The sequence below is a fragment of the Nocardiopsis coralli genome, from assembly GCF_014892575.1.
Lineage (GTDB): Bacteria > Actinomycetota > Actinomycetes > Streptosporangiales > Streptosporangiaceae > Nocardiopsis > Nocardiopsis coralli.
Map to the genome: position 1 here is coordinate 55,456 of NZ_JADBGI010000013.1, position 19,039 is coordinate 74,494.

The window sequence follows — 19,039 nt, forward strand, 5'->3', positions numbered from 1 at the left end:
CGGGGGTGGCCCCGGCGCACGGGGTTTTCCGGCGGGAGGACGTCGCGCGTGCACGGGCCTTCCAGCACGCACCGGGTTCCCGGGTTCTGTCACCCCCGCCTGCCAGACTCGGCCGCACCGGAGGAAAGCCGGAGAACCTCCGGAACCCGGCCAGGCACCCCCGACCCCGAAGGAAGCAGACCACCGTGCGCACCCAGCGTTCCCCACTCCCCCTGCGCCCCCGCATCGAACGCCACGAAGTCGCCCCCGACGCCCTCGCCAAGGCCACCGAGGGCTTCCACGACCGCATCGCCGGCGACGTCCACATGCAACAGCACAGTGGCCGCAACGGGTTCGGTTGGGAGGAGATCGCGGACGACCTCCACGCCTACGCCGGCGCGCGCTCGGTCACCGCACCGCACGCCGAGGCCGACATCAAGGCCGCCCTGCACTCCGCCGCCGAGGCTCGCCTGGGCGCGCTCCTGCTCGAATGCGCCCCGAGCGACGTCGATCTGTCGGTCTTCGTCTCCTACACCGGAACCGGCTTCTCCTACGGCCCGCTCACCGAGGAGGACGACTTCGGCCAAGCCCCGCACGGCGAACGCCCGGCCCCGGCCTCCGACTGGCGCGAGACGATGTACCTGGCGATCGTCACCGGGCAGCTGGATTCCTACGAGGGCCCACTGATCAGCCTCGCATCGCACTTCGAGAACGACCGGGTGCTGGAACGCGCCCTGACCCACTACGTGTATCCGCAGCTGGGAGCCGAGCGGGACGAGCTCGAGGGTCACGTGGCCGACGCACTGGAACCGTTCTTCGCGTCCCTGGGCGAGGACGTCCAGGAGCACCCGGACCTCGACTCGGTCGACCCCGACCTGCTGTTCCTGCACCCCCTGCTCGCGCGCAACGAGGAGGCGTTCTGGTTCGCGGTGCAGGCCCACCTGGAGTGGCACAGCAGCGAACGCAGCCAGGAGAGCCGTTGGCACCCGCTGCGCACGCTCCTGCCCACGACCGCGCTCGCCTTCGCGGCGCTCGCGGTGCGGGTCGAGGGGTGGCAGATGCCGTTCGACTCCGACTACCTGCCCGGGTTCCTGGTCGAGGACCCCGCGGCGCCCGAGGGGCAGCGGGTGGGTGCGTACGGCGAAAGCAAGAGCCCCGAGGCGGTGCGGGCCCTGGAGGAAGGGCCGTTGGTGGTCGAGCGCCCCGAGACGGAGTTCGAGAACACGGTCCGGCCGGGGCTGTCGGTCGAAGAGCAGTACGGCCTCGATGACAAGACCCTGGCGGAGCTCCCGGACGAGCCGGATCTGCCTCCCGCGCTCCTGTCGTCCTATGCCGGCGACGAGCTCATGGCCTTCCGGTTCCACTCCCTCGTCGACCCGCAGGCCCGGCACCCGCGCCAACTGGCCGCGCTCACCCACGCTTCCCAGTACACGGCCGCGAAGTTCGCCCGCGCCACCACGACGGACGCATCGGTCGAGGTGGCCATCGGCGAGAACACGGTCCCGATGACGGCCACCGTCCGGGACACCCACGTCAGCGAGACCGACTTGCTCATCGCGGTGGAGTACGCGCTCCTGTCCGGGTCGAGGGAGCGGTTGGAGTTCCTGCTGGATCTGCCGGCGGGCCTGTTCCGCCGTCCGGACGAGCGGGGCAAGGACCTCGCCCACTGCTATCGGCGTGCGGTCCTGGGCCACCTGCGGGTAGAGCGTGCGCGGGGGTGGACGGGGTCGGCGGCCGGGGCGGCCGACGTATCCGCAGTGGCCGGAGCGGATGTCGATCCTGCGGTCAGGCACGACCTCGGCCTCGCACTGGCCGAGCTGGACAACCCCGACGCCCCGCCCCGCATGCCGACCTCGCCCGTGCTGTTCTCCCAGCTCGTGGCCGGGGACGAGGACGGGTTCAACCTGGCGCTGGCCGACCGGTTGGCCAAACACCGGGAGACGTACTCGGCGGGGCACTGGGCCCAGAACTCGGACGGGCTGATCAACCGGCACGTGCTGGCGCTGGCATGCCTGGCGCGGGCGAAGGGGTGGGCGATCCGGGTCGAGAGCGACTACCTGCCGGACGGGGTTCTGGAGAGGGCAGCGACGATGTTCCGGTGAGGGGGTGTGGCCCGGTTCCGGAACAGGGCCGCCGGGACCCCGGGATGCAGGAACCCCCGCAGGCCCGGCATTCCTGTCACCGCCCCGTGCCAGACTCGACCCCGAACCCGGTACCGGAACCCCCACAGGAAGTAGCACCAGTGAGCCTGCGCATCGAACGGCACGAGGTCGGCGAAGAAGCTCTCACCGAGGCCACGGAGAACTTCAACACCCGGATCGCACGACAGGTCGACATGCAGGAGCAGTTCGACCGGAGCGATTCCGATTGGGGCGAAGCCGCCTTGATGCTCTCCGCCTACGCCGGCGCCCGCTCGGTTCAGGCACCGAACGCTCGGACCGACATCAAGGTCGCCCTGCACTCGGCTGCCGAAGCAGAGTTCGGAGCGCTCCTCCTCTCCGGGCTCCCCTCCTCCGCGGGGGTCGACATCGCCCTCACCTACACCGGCACCGGGATCTGCTACGAGTCCGCGGAGGGAGAGAGCGGACCGGAGGAAACCGACACGGTCACGCCCCTCGACTGGACCTCGACGTTCTACTCGTCGATCATCTCGGACCAGACCGAGGATCACCGGTCGCACCTGGTCAGGTTCGTGCGAGACCTCGACGGGAAGCACGCCCTTCCGCACGCACTGGCCTCGTACCTCTATCCGGAGATGGGCCTGGGACGGAAAGAGTTGGAGACCTACGTGCGCAATGCCGTCGAACGCGCACAAGCCCGTTCGGACCACGAGTCGTCCCGCCTCACGCCCGTTCAGCGCCGGGCCGAGGGCGACCTGGTACTGCTGAACGCGCTCCTCTCCGGGGACCAGGAAGCCTTCTGGGCTCGGATGCGGGCGAGGCTGGAGCGGTACCCGGAGGACGATTTCGGCGCGTTCGTCCCTGTCCAAGTGCTGCTCCCGACGACCGAACTCGCGTTCGCGGCCCTGGCAGTGCGGATCGAGGGTTGGCAGATGCCGTTCGAGACCGATTACCTTCCGCGGTACCTGGTCGAGGCCCCCGGTGCGCCCCGCGCCCGGCGTGTGGGTGCCTTCGGAGGCGAGAAGGACCCCGACTCAGTGGACGCGCTCGCCGCAGGCCCGATCGTGGTCGAGCGTCCGGAGCCGAACCCCGACCTCATGCCCCGGGCCGGCGTGTCGGTCGAGGAGCAGTACCGCCGCCAGGACAAGGCCATGGCGGACCTCATTGACCATCCGCACCTGGCGTTCGGACTCCTGCCGCGGAATGCCGCAGGCGAGCTCACATGCTTCCGCTTCCACTCCTTCGTGGACCCGCAGGCCCGCGACCCGCGCCAACTCGCCGCGCTCACCCACGCCTCCCAGTACTCGGCCGCGAAGTTCGCGTGCGTGTCGTCGGCGAGCGAGACGGAGGAGGTGACCATCGGCGAGAACACGGTCGCGCTGCAGACCTTCGGCACCGGCTCGGACACCTCGGAGAGCGCGCTCCTCCAGGCCGTGGAGGAAGCGCTGTTGTCGGGCTCGCGCGCCCGGTTGGAAGCGCTGCTCGATCTCCCCGAAGGGCTGTTTCGGCGCGGGAACGAGAACGGGCCGGCCTACCCCGACCTGTACCGGCGAGCATTCCTCGCGTACTTGAGGGAGCAGCGTGCGCGCGGGTGGTTGGCTACCAGCCACGAGTGCGACGAGGTGGTCAGGGCCGAATTGGACGCAGCCCTGGGCTCGGTGCCCGTCCGGCTCGCACCGGACGAAGTACCGTTCTCCGGGGTCTTGTTCTCCCAGATCGTGGCCGGGGACGAGGAGGGGTTCAACCTGGCGCTGGCGGACCGGCTGGAGGAGCACCGGGAGGCGTACTCGTTCGGGCGGCGCTTGCGGGAGCCCAAGGGGCTGGTCGCCACACACGTGCTGGCGTTGGCGTGCCTGGCGCGGGCGAAGGGGTGGGCGATCCGGGTCGAGAGCGACTACCTGCCCGACGGCGTACTGGAGAGGGCTGCCGGGATGTTCCATTGAGATGCGAGGCACTTGCTACGGGAGCCAATATCAGCGCCGAAGTCGGCTCTGGTAGCAAGCGTCCCCGGCAGCCGCGGCTCCGGCGTCAGTCGACGTGGGCGGGGCCCGGGTCCTTCCAGTGCCCGTGCAGCAACCGGATCTGCTCGGGCAGCACCCGGGCCACGGACAGCTCCGGCAGGTCGTGCACGTCGAACCATCCGACCTCGCTGGTCTCGTCGCTCGTGAAGCCGGCGTCGAAGTCCGTCTCGACGCTTTGCGCGGGCTCGCACACGAACATCAGCTTGTACACGTGCCGGTCGTAGACGGGCGTGTGCGGCCACTCGTGCCGGTCCAGCACCCCGGCGAGGTGCACGGCGCGCACCTGCATCCCGGCCTCCTCGAGCACCTCCCGCTCGATCGCCTCCCGGGGCCTCTCGAGCACGTCGCACCATCCTCCGGGCAGGGTCCACCGGTCGCCGTCGGCCCTCTCCCTGACCAGGAGCACACGGCCCTGGGGATCGAAGACCCCGCCGCGCACGTCGAGCTTGGGCGTGGCATACCCCAGGGAGGCGGCGACCTCGGGTTCGTAGGCGGGCAGGTCCTCGCGGGCGACGGTCTGCATGAGGTCGCGTGCGAGGGCGCCGATGCGGTGGAAGCGCTCGATGTCGAACCGGTCGGTGCAGTACGCCAGCGCCGACTGCGACAGGGCGGTGAGCTCGATGGAGATGCGGCGCAGGTGCTCGGTGTCGGACGGGGCGTCAGGGGTGTCCTGGGCGTCAGAGCCGTCGGGGGCGTCCGGGGTGTCCTGGGGCGCAGACGTGGCGGAGCCGCCGGAGGCGTCGAGGGCATCAGGGTCCGATGGGTTGCTCATGCCCCCAGCGTCGCAGGAACGTCCGCAAGCCCGGCGGGACAGCGGTACCGGGAGCCCGGCCGGGCCGGCGTTCCTGTCACCACCCCGTGCCAGAATCAGGCCCGAAAGTCAGCACCCCCACCCCCGAAACCCCCACAGGAAGGACGCCGTGAGCCTGCGCATCGAACGGCACGAGGTCAGCGACGAGGCCCTCGCCGAGGCCACGGAGGACTTTCCCGACCGCATCGCCGGCGACGTCCACATGCAACAGAACAGTGGCCGCGACGGGTTCGGGTGGGAGTTGATCGCGCGAGACCTGCAGGACTACGCAGCCGCCCGCTCCGTCTCGGCGCCGCTTGCCGAGACGGACATCAAGGCCGCGATGTGCTCGGCCGCCGAAGCACGCCTGGGCGGGCTCGTCCTGGACACGGCCCCCACCTCCGAGGGTGTCGGGGTGCATCTCTCCTACACCGGAACGGGGATCTCCTACCACGATCAGGAGGACGAGGTCGGGGGCGACGGGACGGACGCGTGCGACCGCCCTCCGCACGACGGGCGCCCCGCCGACCCCGATGACTGGCGCGCGACGCTGTACCTGAACGTCATCTCCGACCAGCACGTGCGCTTCGCGAGGATCCTGGCCGGCTTGCCGTTGGAGTTCGGGGAGGACCGGGTGCTCGAGAAGGGCCTCGTCGACTATGCGTTCGGCTTCCCAGCAGGCCGTGATCCGCTGCTGAAGCCGGGAGAGATGACGCGCGGCATCGAAGCCCACTTCGTTTCCTTGGAACATGCACCGGGACCCCACCGTCCCCGGCTGGAACAGGCCGGCAACGAACTCCTGCTCCTGCACGCGCTGCAATCCGGTGACGAAGAGGCGTTCTGGTCCAGGATGCGGGCCAGGCTCGAACGCTTCCGGGACGAGCACGGCAGCGAAACTGCGTTGCGGGCACTTCTGCCCACACCCGAGATCGCCCTCGCTGCACTGGCTGTGCGGCTGGAGGGGTGGCAGGTGCCGTTCGACTCCGACTATCTGCCCCCTTACCTGTTGGAGAGCGCTGAGCAGGCACGAGCTCGGGCACAGAGCGTGGGCCTCTACGGAGCGGACAAACGGCCGGAGGCGATGCAGGCGCTCGCTGAAGGCCCGTTGGTCGTCGAGCGGCCGACGGACGCGTTCGCGCACGCGGCCAGGAAGACGGTCGAGGAGCGCTTCGAGCGGTACGTCCGTGACATCCGGAGCCCCGAGATCATCAGGGACCGGCTCCCTTCGGCGCTGACGGAGGATGCACGCAGCGAACTCAGGAAGTTCCGGTTCGCGTCGGTCATCGACCCTCAGGCCCGGCACCCGCGCCAGCTCGCCGCGCTCGCCCACATCTCCCAAGCCTCCGTCGCCAAGTTCATGTGCGTGGAGTCGTCCGAGGACACCATCGACGTGACCCTCGACGGCACCACCGGCCCGCTCCGCACGTTCGGCCGGAATTCGGACACCTCCGAGGGAGACCTGTTCATCGGTCTGGAACGGGCTCTGATGGCGGGCTCCCGTGAGCACCTGGAGTTCCTGCTCGACCACCTCGAACGCTTCTTCCTGCGGGAGGGGGACGCCGAGCAGGGCTACGCAACCTTCGGCTTGTACAACTACGCGTTCCAGGCCTACCTGAGGTCAGAGCGTGCCCGCGGTTGGGTCCGCGACGGGGGTGCCACGGTCGTCCTGAACGAGCACGTGGACGGGTTGGTCCGGGAGGCTCTGGAACGGCACCTGGAGGAATGGGAGGAAGACGAACGTCCAGGTCGGCCCCCGTCGGCCGCGATCCTGTTGTCGCAGTTGGCGGCCGGGGACGAGGAAGGGTTCAACCTGGCGCTCGCGGACCTGCTGGTGCGGCACCGGAAGGCGTTCGCGTTCGGGAAGAGGAACGGCGACTCGGACGGGCTGATCGATACGCGTGCACTGGCGCTGGCGTGCCTGGCGCGGGCGAAGGGATGGGACGTGCGGGTGGAGAGCGATTACCTTCCGGACGGGGTTCTGGAGAGGGCGGGCGCGATGTTCCGGTGACGGGCGGGGCGTCGGGCGCAGGCGACAACCGGCGGGATCGGGCTGACGGCGCTCGGCCGGGTTCAATGTTCCCTGGGGTGGCGGTCCTGCGCGCGACGACGGCCCGGGGAGCTCCCTGAACCGGCTCTACCGGGCAGAGAACCCGGGCCGACGCCGCGCGTTGCTGGGGGTGACCGTCGCGCGTAGGTGCGGGGCATGCGCTCCTTGGGGCCCGCGCGGGCATGTGCGGGGCACGCGCGTTGCGGTCGGGGCCCGCCGCAGCCCACGCTTTGCTCGGGTGGCTCGGCGCGTGTGCGCGGGGGCTCTGAGGCTCGGCGCGTGTGCGCCGGGCACGCGAGTTCCTGGGGTGACCGTCGCGCGTATGTGGGGGACCCGCAGGTCCCTTGGGCGTCCCTCCCCCTCGCACGTAGGTGCAGACCCCCACGCGTTACTGGGGGTGACCGTCGCGCGTATGTGTGGGACCCCCGCATATGTGCGGTGCCCGCATGATCTCCGGGGCGTCCCTCACCCTCGCGCGTTCCCGGGGTGGTCGTCACGCGAAGGTGCGGGGCCCGCGCTTCGGGTCGCGCCCCTGGCACGTAGGTGCAGGACCTGCGTGTCCGAGGGGCTACCGCTCCTGGGTCCCGGCGGGCGCCAGGCCCCCTTCGTCGAGCGCAGGGCGCTGCCGGGTCGGGTTGGTGTCCAGCCAGCGCAGCAGGTTCTCCGACACGAGGTCCACACCGATGCGGCCGGTCCGTCCGTCCAGGTCCCGGTACAGGCACTCACCGTTGCTGAGGTGGCGCAGCACGGACTGGTGGTCCTCGGTCGGGTCCACACCGACCAGCGCCATGACGCTCTCGACCTCATAGCGCTCGCTGGAACGGAACGCGAACACCGACGACAGGCAGTTGGTGACCTGTTCGTTCAGCATGTCCCCGGCGTTCTGCGACACCAGGATCAGCGCCGTGTTCCGCGACCGGCCCATACGCGAGACCTCCGGGACGAGCTTGGCGCCCTCGGGTGTGGAGGTCACCGCCCACGCCTCGTCCAGGAAGATCGCCTTCGGCAGGCGCCGGTCGAGCCCGTTCATGAGCCGCCGCGCGAACTGCGACACCAGGTACAGCAACGCCACCGACAGCCGCTGCTCGTAGGAGTAGTCGTCGCGGCGCAACCCGGAGTCGGGCAGGGTCAGCCCGCCCAGGGTGAACACGGTCGTCCACCCCTCGGTGTCGATACGGGCGTCGCCCTGCGGGTCGAAGCAGAGCGAGGCCAGCCGCATCTCCGACATGGACTGCAGCACGGCGCCCAGGTTCCGGGACGCGGCGTCGTCGGCGGCGATCAGGTAGTCCACGACCTTGGCCAACGACGGCTGCGGCTGGTTGGCGACGGCGGCGACCGCCTGGATCATCGCCGACTCGCGCTCCTCACTCATGCGGGGCAACAGCAGCCGCAGCGTCTCGGTCGCCATGGTCTTCTTCGCGGCGAGGTCGTCGCCGAACGCGAACGGGTCCAGCAGGCCGGGCTGGGCCGAGCCCAGGGACATGATGCGGGCCTTGCGTCCGCGGCGGCGCAGCAGTTCCACGAGGGACTCCGCGTCGCCCTTGGGGTCGATGGCGGCGACGGTGACCCCGCGCAGGGCGAGCTGGTAGATCATCAGCAGCGCGAGTGTGGTCTTGCCGCCACCGGGTTCGCCGGTGATCGCGATGGCGGTGGGCCGGTTGCGGGCGGCGGCCACGAGCGGATCGAAGTGCACGATGGAGCGCGCGCGTCCGACCGTCTCGCCGATGTAGGGGCCCACCCAGCCGCCGCCGGACTGCGTGTTGTCGATCCGGTCCCCGACGTCCACGGTCGCCGTGGGCATCCCGCCGGCGATGGTGCGCAGCGGCTGGCGCTGGGCGTAGGCGTTGAGGCGGATGCGGTCGCCGGGCAGCGACTCGTTGAACAGGGACAGCTGGTCGCCGGTGGAGTTGATGACGTCGATGCCGATGTCGCGGTAGTGCTCCACGACCGCCTCGACCTGCTGGGTGAGGAGCTTCTCGGTGGGCGCGGAGACCATGAGCCGGTGCCACCCGTAGACGAACGGCAGGCGTTCCTTGGTGATGCCGTGCTCGAGCATGCGGGCGGCGTCGATCTGCTCGGCGAGGGCGATGGGCGCCTCCACGCCGGCCTCGCGGATGTGCGCGTCCATGTCGCGGGCGTGCGCGAGCTTGCGTCCGACGTCCTTGGAGGCCTTCTGTGGCGGGATCAGCTTCATCCGCAACGACATCTCCACGGGGAACGGGAGCGCGTCGGCGTGGTGGATCCAGGGCTCGCCGTCGGGGAACGGCATGAGGTCGGGGAAACGCGCGAACGACAGGTACGCCACGTGCGTGGGGCCGGAGGGCTGGTCCAGGCGCAGGGAGGACCGCCCGTTGACGAGGGTGCCGTCGACCAGCGCCTCGATCTCGCCGCGCCCCCACGTGCGCTTGCGGGTGGCGGAGGTACGGGGTTCCTCGGCCGAGCCGGTGACCGCGTGGCGCACGAGCCAGGCGATCTCGTCGGAGGTGGCGTGGCGGGCGTGCAGGGAACTGGCGGCCAGGGCGCGGCCGAGGCGTTCGGCCTGGTCGGTCCAGCGGGCGAGTTCGCGGTCGTCGACGGCGTCGTCGGTCAGGCCCAGCATCTGCTCGGTGCGCTGGTACCCGGACATGATCTGGGAGAAGAAGCCGAGGCCGGGGCCGCTGTTGCGGGGGCCGAGCCGGACGCCGAGGTAGACCTCCTTGGTCCAGAAGTCCTTGGCCCACACGTGCCGGTACATCTCTTCGAGGTAGTCGTACCAGCCCGCCCCGGCGTCGGAGGTCTCGTCGAGGGTGGTGGCCCACTCCGCCGCCGGGTACGTGCGGTGGGCGACGCGCAGGTGCACCTCGGCGTCGTTCATGCGGATGGCGGCGAGCGCGATGGTGATGTTGGTGGCCAGCGCCTGGCGTTCCTCGGGGGTGGTGAACTCGTAGGAGACGGTCGGCAGCCGGAAGTAGGCCCACGCCTCGGCGTCGCTGAGCAGCACGCGGTCGTCGAAGTAGCGCACCGCGAGGCGGGTCGCGCTCCGGGTGCCCCTGGTGCCGGTCATCTGCAAGCCCTTCCTCGTGTCCGGATGTCCGGGTGTCCCCGCCTGGAGTTCGGGTCCAGCGGAGGCCGGGGCGTGAGCGGTGGGGGCCGTGCGCGCCCCGGCACACGCCCGCGCCCGACCTCGGGGGTCTCCCGGCGGGATCCCCCGTTGGTGCGGGTTCCACCCATAGTGCTGCATCCCGCGTGGGGTGGGAAGCCGGGGCGGTTTCGGCGCGCCAGAACCTGGGCCCGGCACCACGACCGGGCGGGGGAAGCGGGGGCGCCCGGCCTCGGCACGTACGCGCGAGGGCACCTGGGCACGAGGGCACGACGACGCGCGGCGCCGACCCGGTCGCGGGACCGCCGTGGGGTGGTCCGGGGCGAGAACCGGGCCGGCGCCGCGTGCTGAGGCCATCGGGAACCACAGAGGAGGCGGGCGCGAGCGCCCGGCCTCGTTACTCATGGGCTCCAGGTGGCATGTGCTCCTACGGACGGCCTGCGAGGGGCAGGGGTCAGCAGGAGCTGTCGAGGGTTCCCTGCAGGCTGGACTGCTCGTCGTCGGTGATGGTCAGGTCGTAGCGGTCCTTCACGTCGATCCAGGACTTGGCGTAGTCGCAGTGCACGTCGGTGTTGGAGGGCATCCACTCCGACGGGTCCTGGTCGCCCTTCTCGCCGTTGCTGGCCTGCGTGGCCAGCCACAGCTGCGAGCTCTCCACGTCGTTGGCGAAGTCGGCGCGCTCGTCGGTGGTCCAGTCGGCGGCGCCGGTCTTCCAGGCCTCGCTCAGCGGGACGAGGTGGTCGACGCTGATGTCGGAGGGCTCGTCGTAGACCCACTCGTCGTCGAACGCGCTCCACCAGCTGCCTTCGGTGGGCTGGCAGCTGTCGTCGGTGACGACGTCGTGGCCGTCCCTCTCGAGCACGACCTGGCGGGCGGTGCAGGGGCTCTCGACGACGTTCCAGTGCGGGAAGAGGCTTCGGTCGTATCCGTCCTGGGGACCCTTGGGCTGGACGTCGAGGCCGTCGAGCTGCTCCTGGGCGACGGAGTCACTGGGGATGTTGGGCGGCAGGGTGTGGTCGGCGGCGGCCGGGGAGGTCCAGCCGAGCGTGGCGACCAGGGCGGCGGCTCCGGCGGTGGCCAGGGCGGCGACCGCGCGGGGGGTTCGGGAGGGCCTGGAGGGGTGGGGGGTGCGGGGGGTCTGCTTCACGCGTTCTCCTTGAGCGGGTCGGAGAGAACAAAGGACCCCCCTACTGTGCGGTAGCGGGGCTTTTCGCGCCAGACCCCGCGGGTGAAGTTGCAAAGAAATCCGCCGGGGGGAGATGGAAACATGTACCCGCGGGTGTATGAATTTCCGGTGATCTAGTTCACAGGAAAACCGGCATTCTGCGGACACACCCTCGCAACCGAGGGCCTGCAAGTGGACGACCTGCGGCGATATACACCGAGTGAGGCGATCGCACACCCCGGGTGAGACCACGCAGGTGGGCACGGAAATGCACGCAGCAAACGTTCGATCACCATGAAATAACGAATTCGTCTACTTCTGCATTTCCCCCATATAGTATGACAGTAATACCCGGGCAAACAGAACCTAAACATGGATCGGGGGGTTAACGCCCCGAATACGAAGAAGAATTTTGTTACGTTCACGTGTCGTAAGGAAAGCCGTCGACCACAGAGAGGATGGACCCCCTGCCACGGGGGAACCCGATCATGACTCTGCAGATGGATGTTCCGACCGCGGACGAGTACCCGACCCGTAAGGCCACCGAGCCGGCGCTGCTCTACCGCAAGGACCCCACCGTGTGGGGCTCCGCCGACACCGGGCCCTTCACCGACGCCGACCTCAGGGGCTACGACACCCGCGGGTACACGCAGGTCGATTCGCTCATCAGCGGACACGAGGTGCAGGCCTTCCGCGAGGAGCTGACCCGCCTGGGCTCGGACCCGGCGCTGCGCGCGGACGAGCGGGTCGTCGTCGAGCCCACCTCCAACGAGGTCCGGTCGGTCTTCGAGGCGCACAGGATCAGCAAGCGCTTCGCCGACCTCGTGAACGACCCGCGCCTGGTGGAGCGGGCCAGGCAGATCCTCGGCTCCGACGTCTACGTGCACCAGAGCCGCATCAACTACAAGCCCGGGTTCGGGGGCGGATCCTTCTACTGGCACTCCGACTTCGAGACCTGGCACGCCGAGGACGGCATGCCGCGGATGCGCGCCTGCAGCTTCTCCATCGCCCTGACGGAGAACTACAGCCACAACGGCGCGCTCATGATCATGCCCGGTTCGCACAGGACCTTCGTGTCCTGCGTGGGCGAGACCCCCGACGACCACTACAAGGCCTCGCTGAAGAGCCAGGAGATCGGGACACCCGACCAGAAGTCCCTCGAGTACCTGGCCGACCAGCACGGCATCGACGTGCTCACCGGTCCGGCCGGCGGGGCGATCATCTTCGACTCGAACTGCATGCACGGTTCCGGCGGCAACATCACGCCGTACCCGCGCTCGAACCTGTTCGTGGTGTTCAACAGCGTGGAGAACACGTCGACCAGGCCCTTCGCCGCCAACAACGCGCGCCCCGAGTTCCTCGGGTCGACCGACTTCACCCCGGTCGGGCGCTGAGGGCCGGCGCGACAAGGCGCGACCGGGCGTGTCTGGTGGGTGCTGTCCGTGCCGCCAACAGGGCGAGTGCCCACCGAATACGCCCCGAACGGACGGAAAAGGACGGGCCGCGTGACCCGGGGGGTCGCGCGGCCCGTCCGCGTGTGCGGGCCCCGGGAACGGGACCGTTGCGCCCACCGGGCGGGGCTATGGGCCTGCGGAAATGTGGGCGCATCGAAGCATGCGCGTGCGGTGCACGGTCAGCGTGTGGGTTTCAGGGGCCGGACACGTCAGCCACGGGCCCTGCACATCGCCGGATGAGGACCGAGCAACTGCGTGGGCCAGGGCCGGGCCGGCCAAGGCCCGGGCAGCCGCAGTCGCGTGGCGGGCGCTCGTGCTGCACGCGGTGAACATGCGGGTGCAACGCACCCGGAACGCGCATGAGCGGGACGGAAGGGCCTTACCCGGCGTCAGCGAGGGCCGGGCGAGGCCCCGGCGGCAGTGAGCGCGTGGTCGGATTCCTGCGGGCGTGCGGGTGCGTGAACCCGGATCGCCGTGCGCGCCGGGCACGTGGTGGCACGCGCACAGCGGGGACGCGCGTGTGCGGGCCCCGGGAACGGGACCGTTGCGCCCACCGGGCGAGGCTATGGGCCTGCGGGAATGTGGGCGCATCGAAGCATGCGCGTGCGGTGCACGGCCAGCGTGTGGGCCCCGAGAACACAGGCCGTAGGCCAGGCCCGGTGAGCCCCGGGCCGCTGTGGGCCGCTGCGGGCGGCCCTCGACGCGGCGAGACAGGGTTCCGGCGATCCGGCGACAGACGGCCGGCCGACCCCGTGCACACGGCGGCGGGGCGGGGCCCGAACGTGTCCGAGCCCCGCCCCGCCGAAGATCCGGTCCTCAGTTCCTCAGTCCCTCAGTCGCTCAGGCCGCGCACCAGGACCCCGCCGAGCGCACCGTGCGCCCGCTTCGTGGCCGACCGCAGCGCCCCCACGTCGATCCGCGTGTAGGAAGCACCCAGGTGGTCGTCCCACGGAACCCGGACGATCGCCCGGCACCGGCCCCGCGCCACCCGTTCGGCGGCGTCCACGTCCGGAAGGCTGCGCTTGCTCACCCCGTTGACGACCAGCACCGAGTTGGCACGCAGGGCGCTGTACCCGTTCCCGTCCAACCACTCGAAGGTCATCGACACCGCACGCTCGGCGTCCGCGCTGGCCGGGGCCACCAGGACCAGGCCGTCCGCGCCCGGCAGCGCGCGGGAGACCCCCGTGGCAGCCGGGTCCATGAGCGTCATGCCGTAGAAACCGCCGAGCAGGCCGGCGAGCTGGCCGTAGTCCCGGTCGTCCAGGGTCTGCACGTACGGGTCGTCGAGGGTCTGCACGACCTCGAGCCCGGTGCTCGCGCGGCTCACGTAGGAGCGCATCTGCTCGTAGTCCTGAACCCCGTCGGCGTTGGCCAGGAGCGCGGTGAGCGTCTCCGGTGTCTGCGCCCCCACCCTGCGCGAGAGCCCGTTGGGGCCCGGGTTGACGTCCACGGCCACGACCCGGTCGTCGCGGTGGGCGGCGAGCGTGTGGCCGATCATCAGGGCGGTGACGGTCTGTCCGGCTCCCCCGGTGCACCCGAGCACGACCAGGTTGCGTGGCCCGGCGAGCGGGGTGCGCAGGCGCTCGATGTCGCTCGGCGGGAGGTCGGAACGCACCGGGGACGCGCCGCCGGTGACCACCCTGGCCAGGCGCCGCCAGCCGCGGGTCCCGCCGGACTCCGGCCGGTCGGCGCGGTCGGCCTCGGGACGGTCGTCGCGTTCGGGGCGCTGGGCGGGGACCCCGTTGGGGGTGTCGCCGAGGCGCTCCTGTTCGCCGGTGCCGTGGTCGAGCTCGAGTTCGGGCTTGCTCTCGCGCTCGGCATCGGTGCCCGGTTCCTCGCCCGGGGCGGGCTGGCCGAAGAGCCGGCCCAGGCGGCGGGCGTTGTTGGCGACCCGGTGGAAGACACCGTCGTGGGCGTCGTGATGGTCGTCGTAGTGGGCGTCGACGTCGCCGTCGGTGGTGTCGGGGCCCGGGGCCCGGTCGGACAGGGTCCCGGTGGCCTCGTCGCCCGCGTCCGCGCCGTCGGTCGCGTCGCTCGCGTCGGCGGGGTCTGGGGCGTCGGCGGTGCGCCGGTCGGTCGTGTCGGCCTGTGCCGGCGGGTTCCGGTACTCGTCCGGGCCGTGGTCCCGGGCCAGGGCGGCCAGGCTCGGGTTGGCGCGCGGGTGCGAGGCCGGGGCGCTGCGGTTCCGGGTGCTTTCGGCGGTTTCGGGCCGACCGGACACGTCCGGCTCGTCGAACGCGTCGGCGGTGTCGGACCTGTCGGACGCATGGCCGCTGTCGGAAGCCCGGGACGTGTCGGTGGTCCGGCCCTGCGCTTCTGCTGCGTCCGTTCCGGGCCCTGCCGCTGTTGCGGGCTTCGGTCCCCCTTCGGAACGCTCGCGCGCGGCACGGCGGCGGCGCTCCTCCAGGGCCTCGGCCTCGGCGCGCTCGAACTCGTCGGCGGTGCGACGGTGCGGGGCGTCGGAGGCGTCGGCACCAACGGTGGATGCTGCTGAAGCCGCGGAAGACGGAGCGGGCCGTTCCCCCCGCACCTCCGAGAAGCTCGCGAGTTCGCCGGTGCCGTGGTCGAGCTGGGTCGGCGGCTTGGGCACGGACGTTCCCGCGTCGGCGGTGTCCGCGTGCGCCTGCTCGGCGGTGGCTTCGGCTTCGCTCTCGGGCCCGGCCTCGGGCTCGACCTCGGACTGGGAACGGTCCTGCTGGTGGTCGGTCGGCTCGAGGGCGTCCTGGTCAGGGGTGCCCTGTTCGAGACCTTCCTGCTCGCGGCGCTCCCGCTCACGGCGGTTGCGTTCGCGCAGCTCGCTCCCGGAGATGACCGGGTTGCCGCGGTCACCGGCCTGGGGCTGGTCGGGATGGTGGCGTCCACCGTCGTCGAACCAGGCGGCGGCCTCGGACTGCTCCGGTTCGCGCTCGTTGTCGGGGACGACGTCGGCGAACTTGGGGCGGGGCGGCGCCGGGGTGTCGGCCTTGCTGAGGTGGCTGTCGAGCACGGACATGTGCTCGTTCCACTCGGGGCCGTGGGCGTCGGGGTCGTCGTGCTCGCGGAGCGGCATGGCGTCGTGCTCGCCGGTGCCGTGGTCGAGCTCGAGCCCGGGTTTGGGTGCGGGTGCAGCTGCGGACGCGGACGCGGAGCCGGAGCCGGAGCCGGAGCCGGAGCCGGAGCCGGTCCTGATGGCAGCACCCGTGTCGGCAGCAGACCCCGTTTCGGCGGAGGAACCGGCCTCGGCGGAAGAAGCCGCATCGGCGGCGTCGGCGATGGTGGAACCTGCGTCCGCGGACGTGTCCGCGGAGGTGCCCGCGACGGTTCCCTCGGACGTAGCGCCCGTGTCGACGGACCTGCCGACGGACGTGTCCGTGTCCGGACCGGAGCCGGTCTCGTGCACGGTGGCTGCGTCGCCGGATGGCGAGGTGGCCTGCCCGTAGGGCAGGCTCTCCTCGACCGACGTGGGATCGAGCGCACGGTCACCGCGCGCGGCCTGCGCCTCGCTCACACCATCCGCCGCGTGCGGGTCACCGGCATCGTGAGCAGGAGCAGGCTTGCGCGTGCGGTCCGTGTGGTCCGCTCGGTCCTCGCGGTCAGGCCCAGGGGCACCGCGCGCAGGGCGGTGCCCCTGCTCCGCCTCCCTCTGGGCCTGGGTCTGAGTCTCGCTCTCGGCCTCGTTCTCGGTCGGTGTGCCGGACGCGGGAGGCAGCCACGGGGCCTGGTTCGTCTCGACCGCCGGACGGCCGGTGGCCTCGGCGAACCGGGCCGCGTAGTCCGAGAGGTCGGACAGGTCCCCATGGTCCCCGTGGTCCTCATGGGTCCCCTGGTTGGCTGTGCCGGCGGAACCGGCGTTGCCGGCCGGTCCGCCCGGGGCATCGCGCTGTGCCTTGCGGCTCTTCCGAGCCCGACGCTCACGGTCCAGCTCCCACGGGGCCGCATGCGGACGCCGCTTCGGCGCGGGGGCCCGCCCAGGCGTGGAGGCCTGCTCGGACGTACCGGGCATCGCGGTGCCCGCCGCACCGGCGGCCTGTCCACCAACAGCCTGCGTACCAGCGGTGTGAGCACCAGTCGCTCGAACGTCAGAGTCCTGCGCCTCGGAGGGCGCCGCGGCACCAGCAGCACCAACAGCCCCACGGGCCTCGGAGGACTCGGAAACCTCATGGGCCTCGGGCGGCAGGGCCTGGCCCTGAGCGCGGGAACGCCGCCCCTCAGGCGCACGCTCCGAGGCACGCCCGCGCGCGGAACCCCGTTCCTGCTCCCGTTCGGGTGCGGCCGCCTCCAGACGCTCGCTCCCGCTCCGGCGCCCGTCCAGCTCCCGCGCGACCTGGATGCCCTGGATCCGCCCGCGCAGCCGCCGGGCCGGCGCGGACTCCTCCCCCGCCCCGGCAGCCTCCGCGAGCTCCTCGCTCGACATCGCACCGGTGTCGCTACCGGTGTAAGCACCCTTCGAGGTCAGCCCCACCGGCGTGTGGCCCGAGGACGCACGCAGCGAAGCGAACCAGGCGTCACGGTCGCGGTCCTCGTCCTCCTCGGTGACGAAGACCGGATCGTCGAACCCGTCGAAGTCGTCGCCGTCCTGGCCGTCCCGGGCGTCCTGACGGCCCCGGACCTCGTCCTCGGAACGGACGGAGTAGGCGTCGTCGGCGTCCTCGAACTCGTCGAACCCGCCAGAACCCTCACCTCGGCCGAAGCCACGACCGCGTCCGCGCCCGGAACCCTGCCCCCCGTCGCCACCGGACGGGTCAGCGGAACCGGATTCCAGGGCGAACCCGAAGTAGTTGAGCACCTTGCGCCCCACGCTGCGGCGGTCGCCGGCCGACTCGGGGTCGGCCGAGGTGTGGGTGAAGGGCTCCGACTCGGCGTCCTGGTACTCGTCGTGCACCGCGGACGGCTCTTCCTGCTCACCGGCGGTGTCCTGGACCGATCGACGTCCGGGGACCGCGGCGGCGAAGGCCGGGACCCGTTCACGCGCGCGGGAAGAGCGATCCGAGCGTGCGGGCCCGCTCGGGGCCTCGGCGGGATCGGAGGAACCGGAGGCGACGGAGGGCTCCGAGGCCCACGGAGAGTCCGCGGGTTCCGAGGGCCGAGGGTCGTTGGCCCGGTCCGCACCGTCCTCGTGGCCCTGAGCGGCATGTTCCTGCGCGGCGTGCCCCTGAGCGGCATGCTCCTCGGCCGCATCGGCCCCGGCCGCGGCGTGCACGGTCTCCGGGGGGTGCGGCCGGCCGACGGCGCCGTCCGCACCGCGGTTCCTGAGCCCAGCACGCTCGGTCGGCTCCGCGGATCCGGCGGGTCCGGCCGTTCCGGCGTGGGCAGCGGCCTCGGCCCGAGCACCGGCCTCGGTCTGTGCGGCGTCGGCGGCCCCGGCGCCCGCAGCGTGCTCGGTCTCCACGTCCTCGGCGGCCCCTGCCGTCTCGTGGCCCTCGGCGGCCTCCGCGGCATCGTCGTAGCCGAACGGCCGGTTGCGCTCCGGCGAGCGCGCCCCCTGCGCCGAACGGGTGCCGCCCACACGGGCAGAACCCTCCGCGGGCGCGCCCGCGGAATGCTCGTCCCCGGTGGCATCGGCGGTCTCAGCCCGGGCAGTGCCCTCGGCAGGCGCGTACAGGTCCTCGATCGAGTCCGCGCGCACACGAGCGGGGGCACCCGCACCGCGCGCGCGGTCCGCACGCCGGGTTCCGGACGCCTCGGCGGTCTCCGCGGACCGAGCACGTTCCCCGGCCCGCTCACGCTGCGCGTCCCGTGCGTCCTGCGCGTCGTACGCGTCCTGCTCAGTCCGCTCGGCCGGGGTGTACAGCTCCTCCCACGGCTCCGCGTGCACCGGTTCCGCCTGCGCACGCCCGGCGACCCTGCGCAGCGGCGGGGCGTCGGGCACGACCACGTCCGCGGCCCCACCGGCCGCGTACCCCTCCTGCTCGGCGTGCTCGGCGTGCTCGGCGTGCTCGGCGTCCGCGCCGTGGGCAGCGCCGTGCTCGCCCTCGGCACGGTGTCCCCTCGGCAACGGCAGCGGGCCCGCGTCCGGGTGGCGGTGCCACACACGCACCGACACCCGTACCTCGCCGGGCTCGTACTCGGGCGCCAGGCGGGTCATCACACGCGGTTCCGTGAAGAACCGGGCCTGCGAGATCAGCAGTTCCGTGAGCCGCTTGCCCTCGATGACCGGCCGCGTGGCCAGCACCGTGATCACCCCGGGCGGCACGACCCACAGCACCAGGTGCCAGCCGTTGCCGAACTCGAACGGGGCGTTGAGGACGCTCAGCAGCACCACCCAGATGAGGAAGATCCCCATGGCGACCCCGAAGGTCCCCACCGGGAGCGGCATGGGAAGCCGGAAGTCGTAGAGCTTGTAGAGCCGCTTCTCGATACGCCAGATGTTGGTGTACGTGGGCAGATCCACGCTTGCCGGCCTCC

At 71.6% G+C, this 19,039-nt stretch carries 8 protein-coding genes; 4 read left to right on the forward strand and 4 right to left on the reverse strand.

Annotation, left to right across the window (positions count from 1 at the left end; translation table 11 throughout):
* Positions 1-185 precede the first annotated feature (185 nt).
* Positions 186-2,081, forward strand: coding sequence for an immunity 49 family protein (locus tag IDM40_RS15850; protein WP_328807034.1), 1,896 nt, complete (start codon positions 186-188; stop codon positions 2,079-2,081).
* Positions 2,082-2,221: 140 nt separating this feature from the next.
* On the forward strand, positions 2,222-4,042 hold the full coding sequence (locus IDM40_RS15855) for an immunity 49 family protein (RefSeq protein ID WP_193122779.1): 1,821 nt from the start codon (positions 2,222-2,224) through the stop codon (positions 4,040-4,042).
* Between the two features lie 85 nt (positions 4,043-4,127).
* On the opposite strand, the gene IDM40_RS15860 is transcribed toward IDM40_RS15855, so the two are convergent.
* Positions 4,128-4,892 carry an NUDIX hydrolase N-terminal domain-containing protein gene (locus tag IDM40_RS15860; RefSeq protein ID WP_193122780.1) on the reverse strand — a complete coding sequence of 255 codons (765 nt, stop codon included), beginning with the start codon at positions 4,890-4,892 and terminating at the stop codon, positions 4,128-4,130.
* Between the two features lie 148 nt (positions 4,893-5,040).
* On the opposite strand from IDM40_RS15860, the gene IDM40_RS15865 reads away from it, so the two are divergent.
* On the forward strand, positions 5,041-6,918 hold the full coding sequence (locus IDM40_RS15865) for an Imm49 family immunity protein (RefSeq protein WP_193122781.1): 1,878 nt from the start codon (positions 5,041-5,043) through the stop codon (positions 6,916-6,918).
* Between the two features lie 607 nt (positions 6,919-7,525).
* Here IDM40_RS15865 and IDM40_RS15870 read toward each other — a convergent pair.
* Together IDM40_RS15870 and IDM40_RS15875 are read right to left on the reverse strand one after the other, a co-directional pair.
* Positions 7,526-10,000: an ATP-binding protein gene (locus IDM40_RS15870; protein ID WP_193122782.1), complete on the reverse strand. Its 2,475-nt coding sequence runs from the start codon at positions 9,998-10,000 to the stop codon at positions 7,526-7,528.
* A gap of 490 nt (positions 10,001-10,490) precedes the next feature.
* On the reverse strand, positions 10,491-11,183 hold the full coding sequence (locus IDM40_RS15875) for a GmrSD restriction endonuclease domain-containing protein (protein ID WP_193122783.1): 693 nt from the start codon (positions 11,181-11,183) through the stop codon (positions 10,491-10,493).
* A gap of 506 nt (positions 11,184-11,689) precedes the next feature.
* Between IDM40_RS15875 and thpD the strand changes: the two genes are divergently transcribed.
* Positions 11,690-12,595 (forward strand): ectoine hydroxylase, encoded by a 906-nt coding sequence (thpD, locus tag IDM40_RS15880; protein WP_193122784.1) that lies wholly within the window; start codon positions 11,690-11,692, stop codon positions 12,593-12,595.
* 892 nt (positions 12,596-13,487) lie between these two features.
* Here thpD and IDM40_RS15885 read toward each other — a convergent pair.
* The gene (locus IDM40_RS15885) at positions 13,488-19,025 is read right to left on the reverse strand and encodes a TcpE family conjugal transfer membrane protein (RefSeq protein ID WP_193122785.1); all 5,538 of its coding nucleotides are present in this window, start codon (positions 19,023-19,025) and stop codon (positions 13,488-13,490) included.
* Positions 19,026-19,039 lie beyond the last annotated feature (14 nt).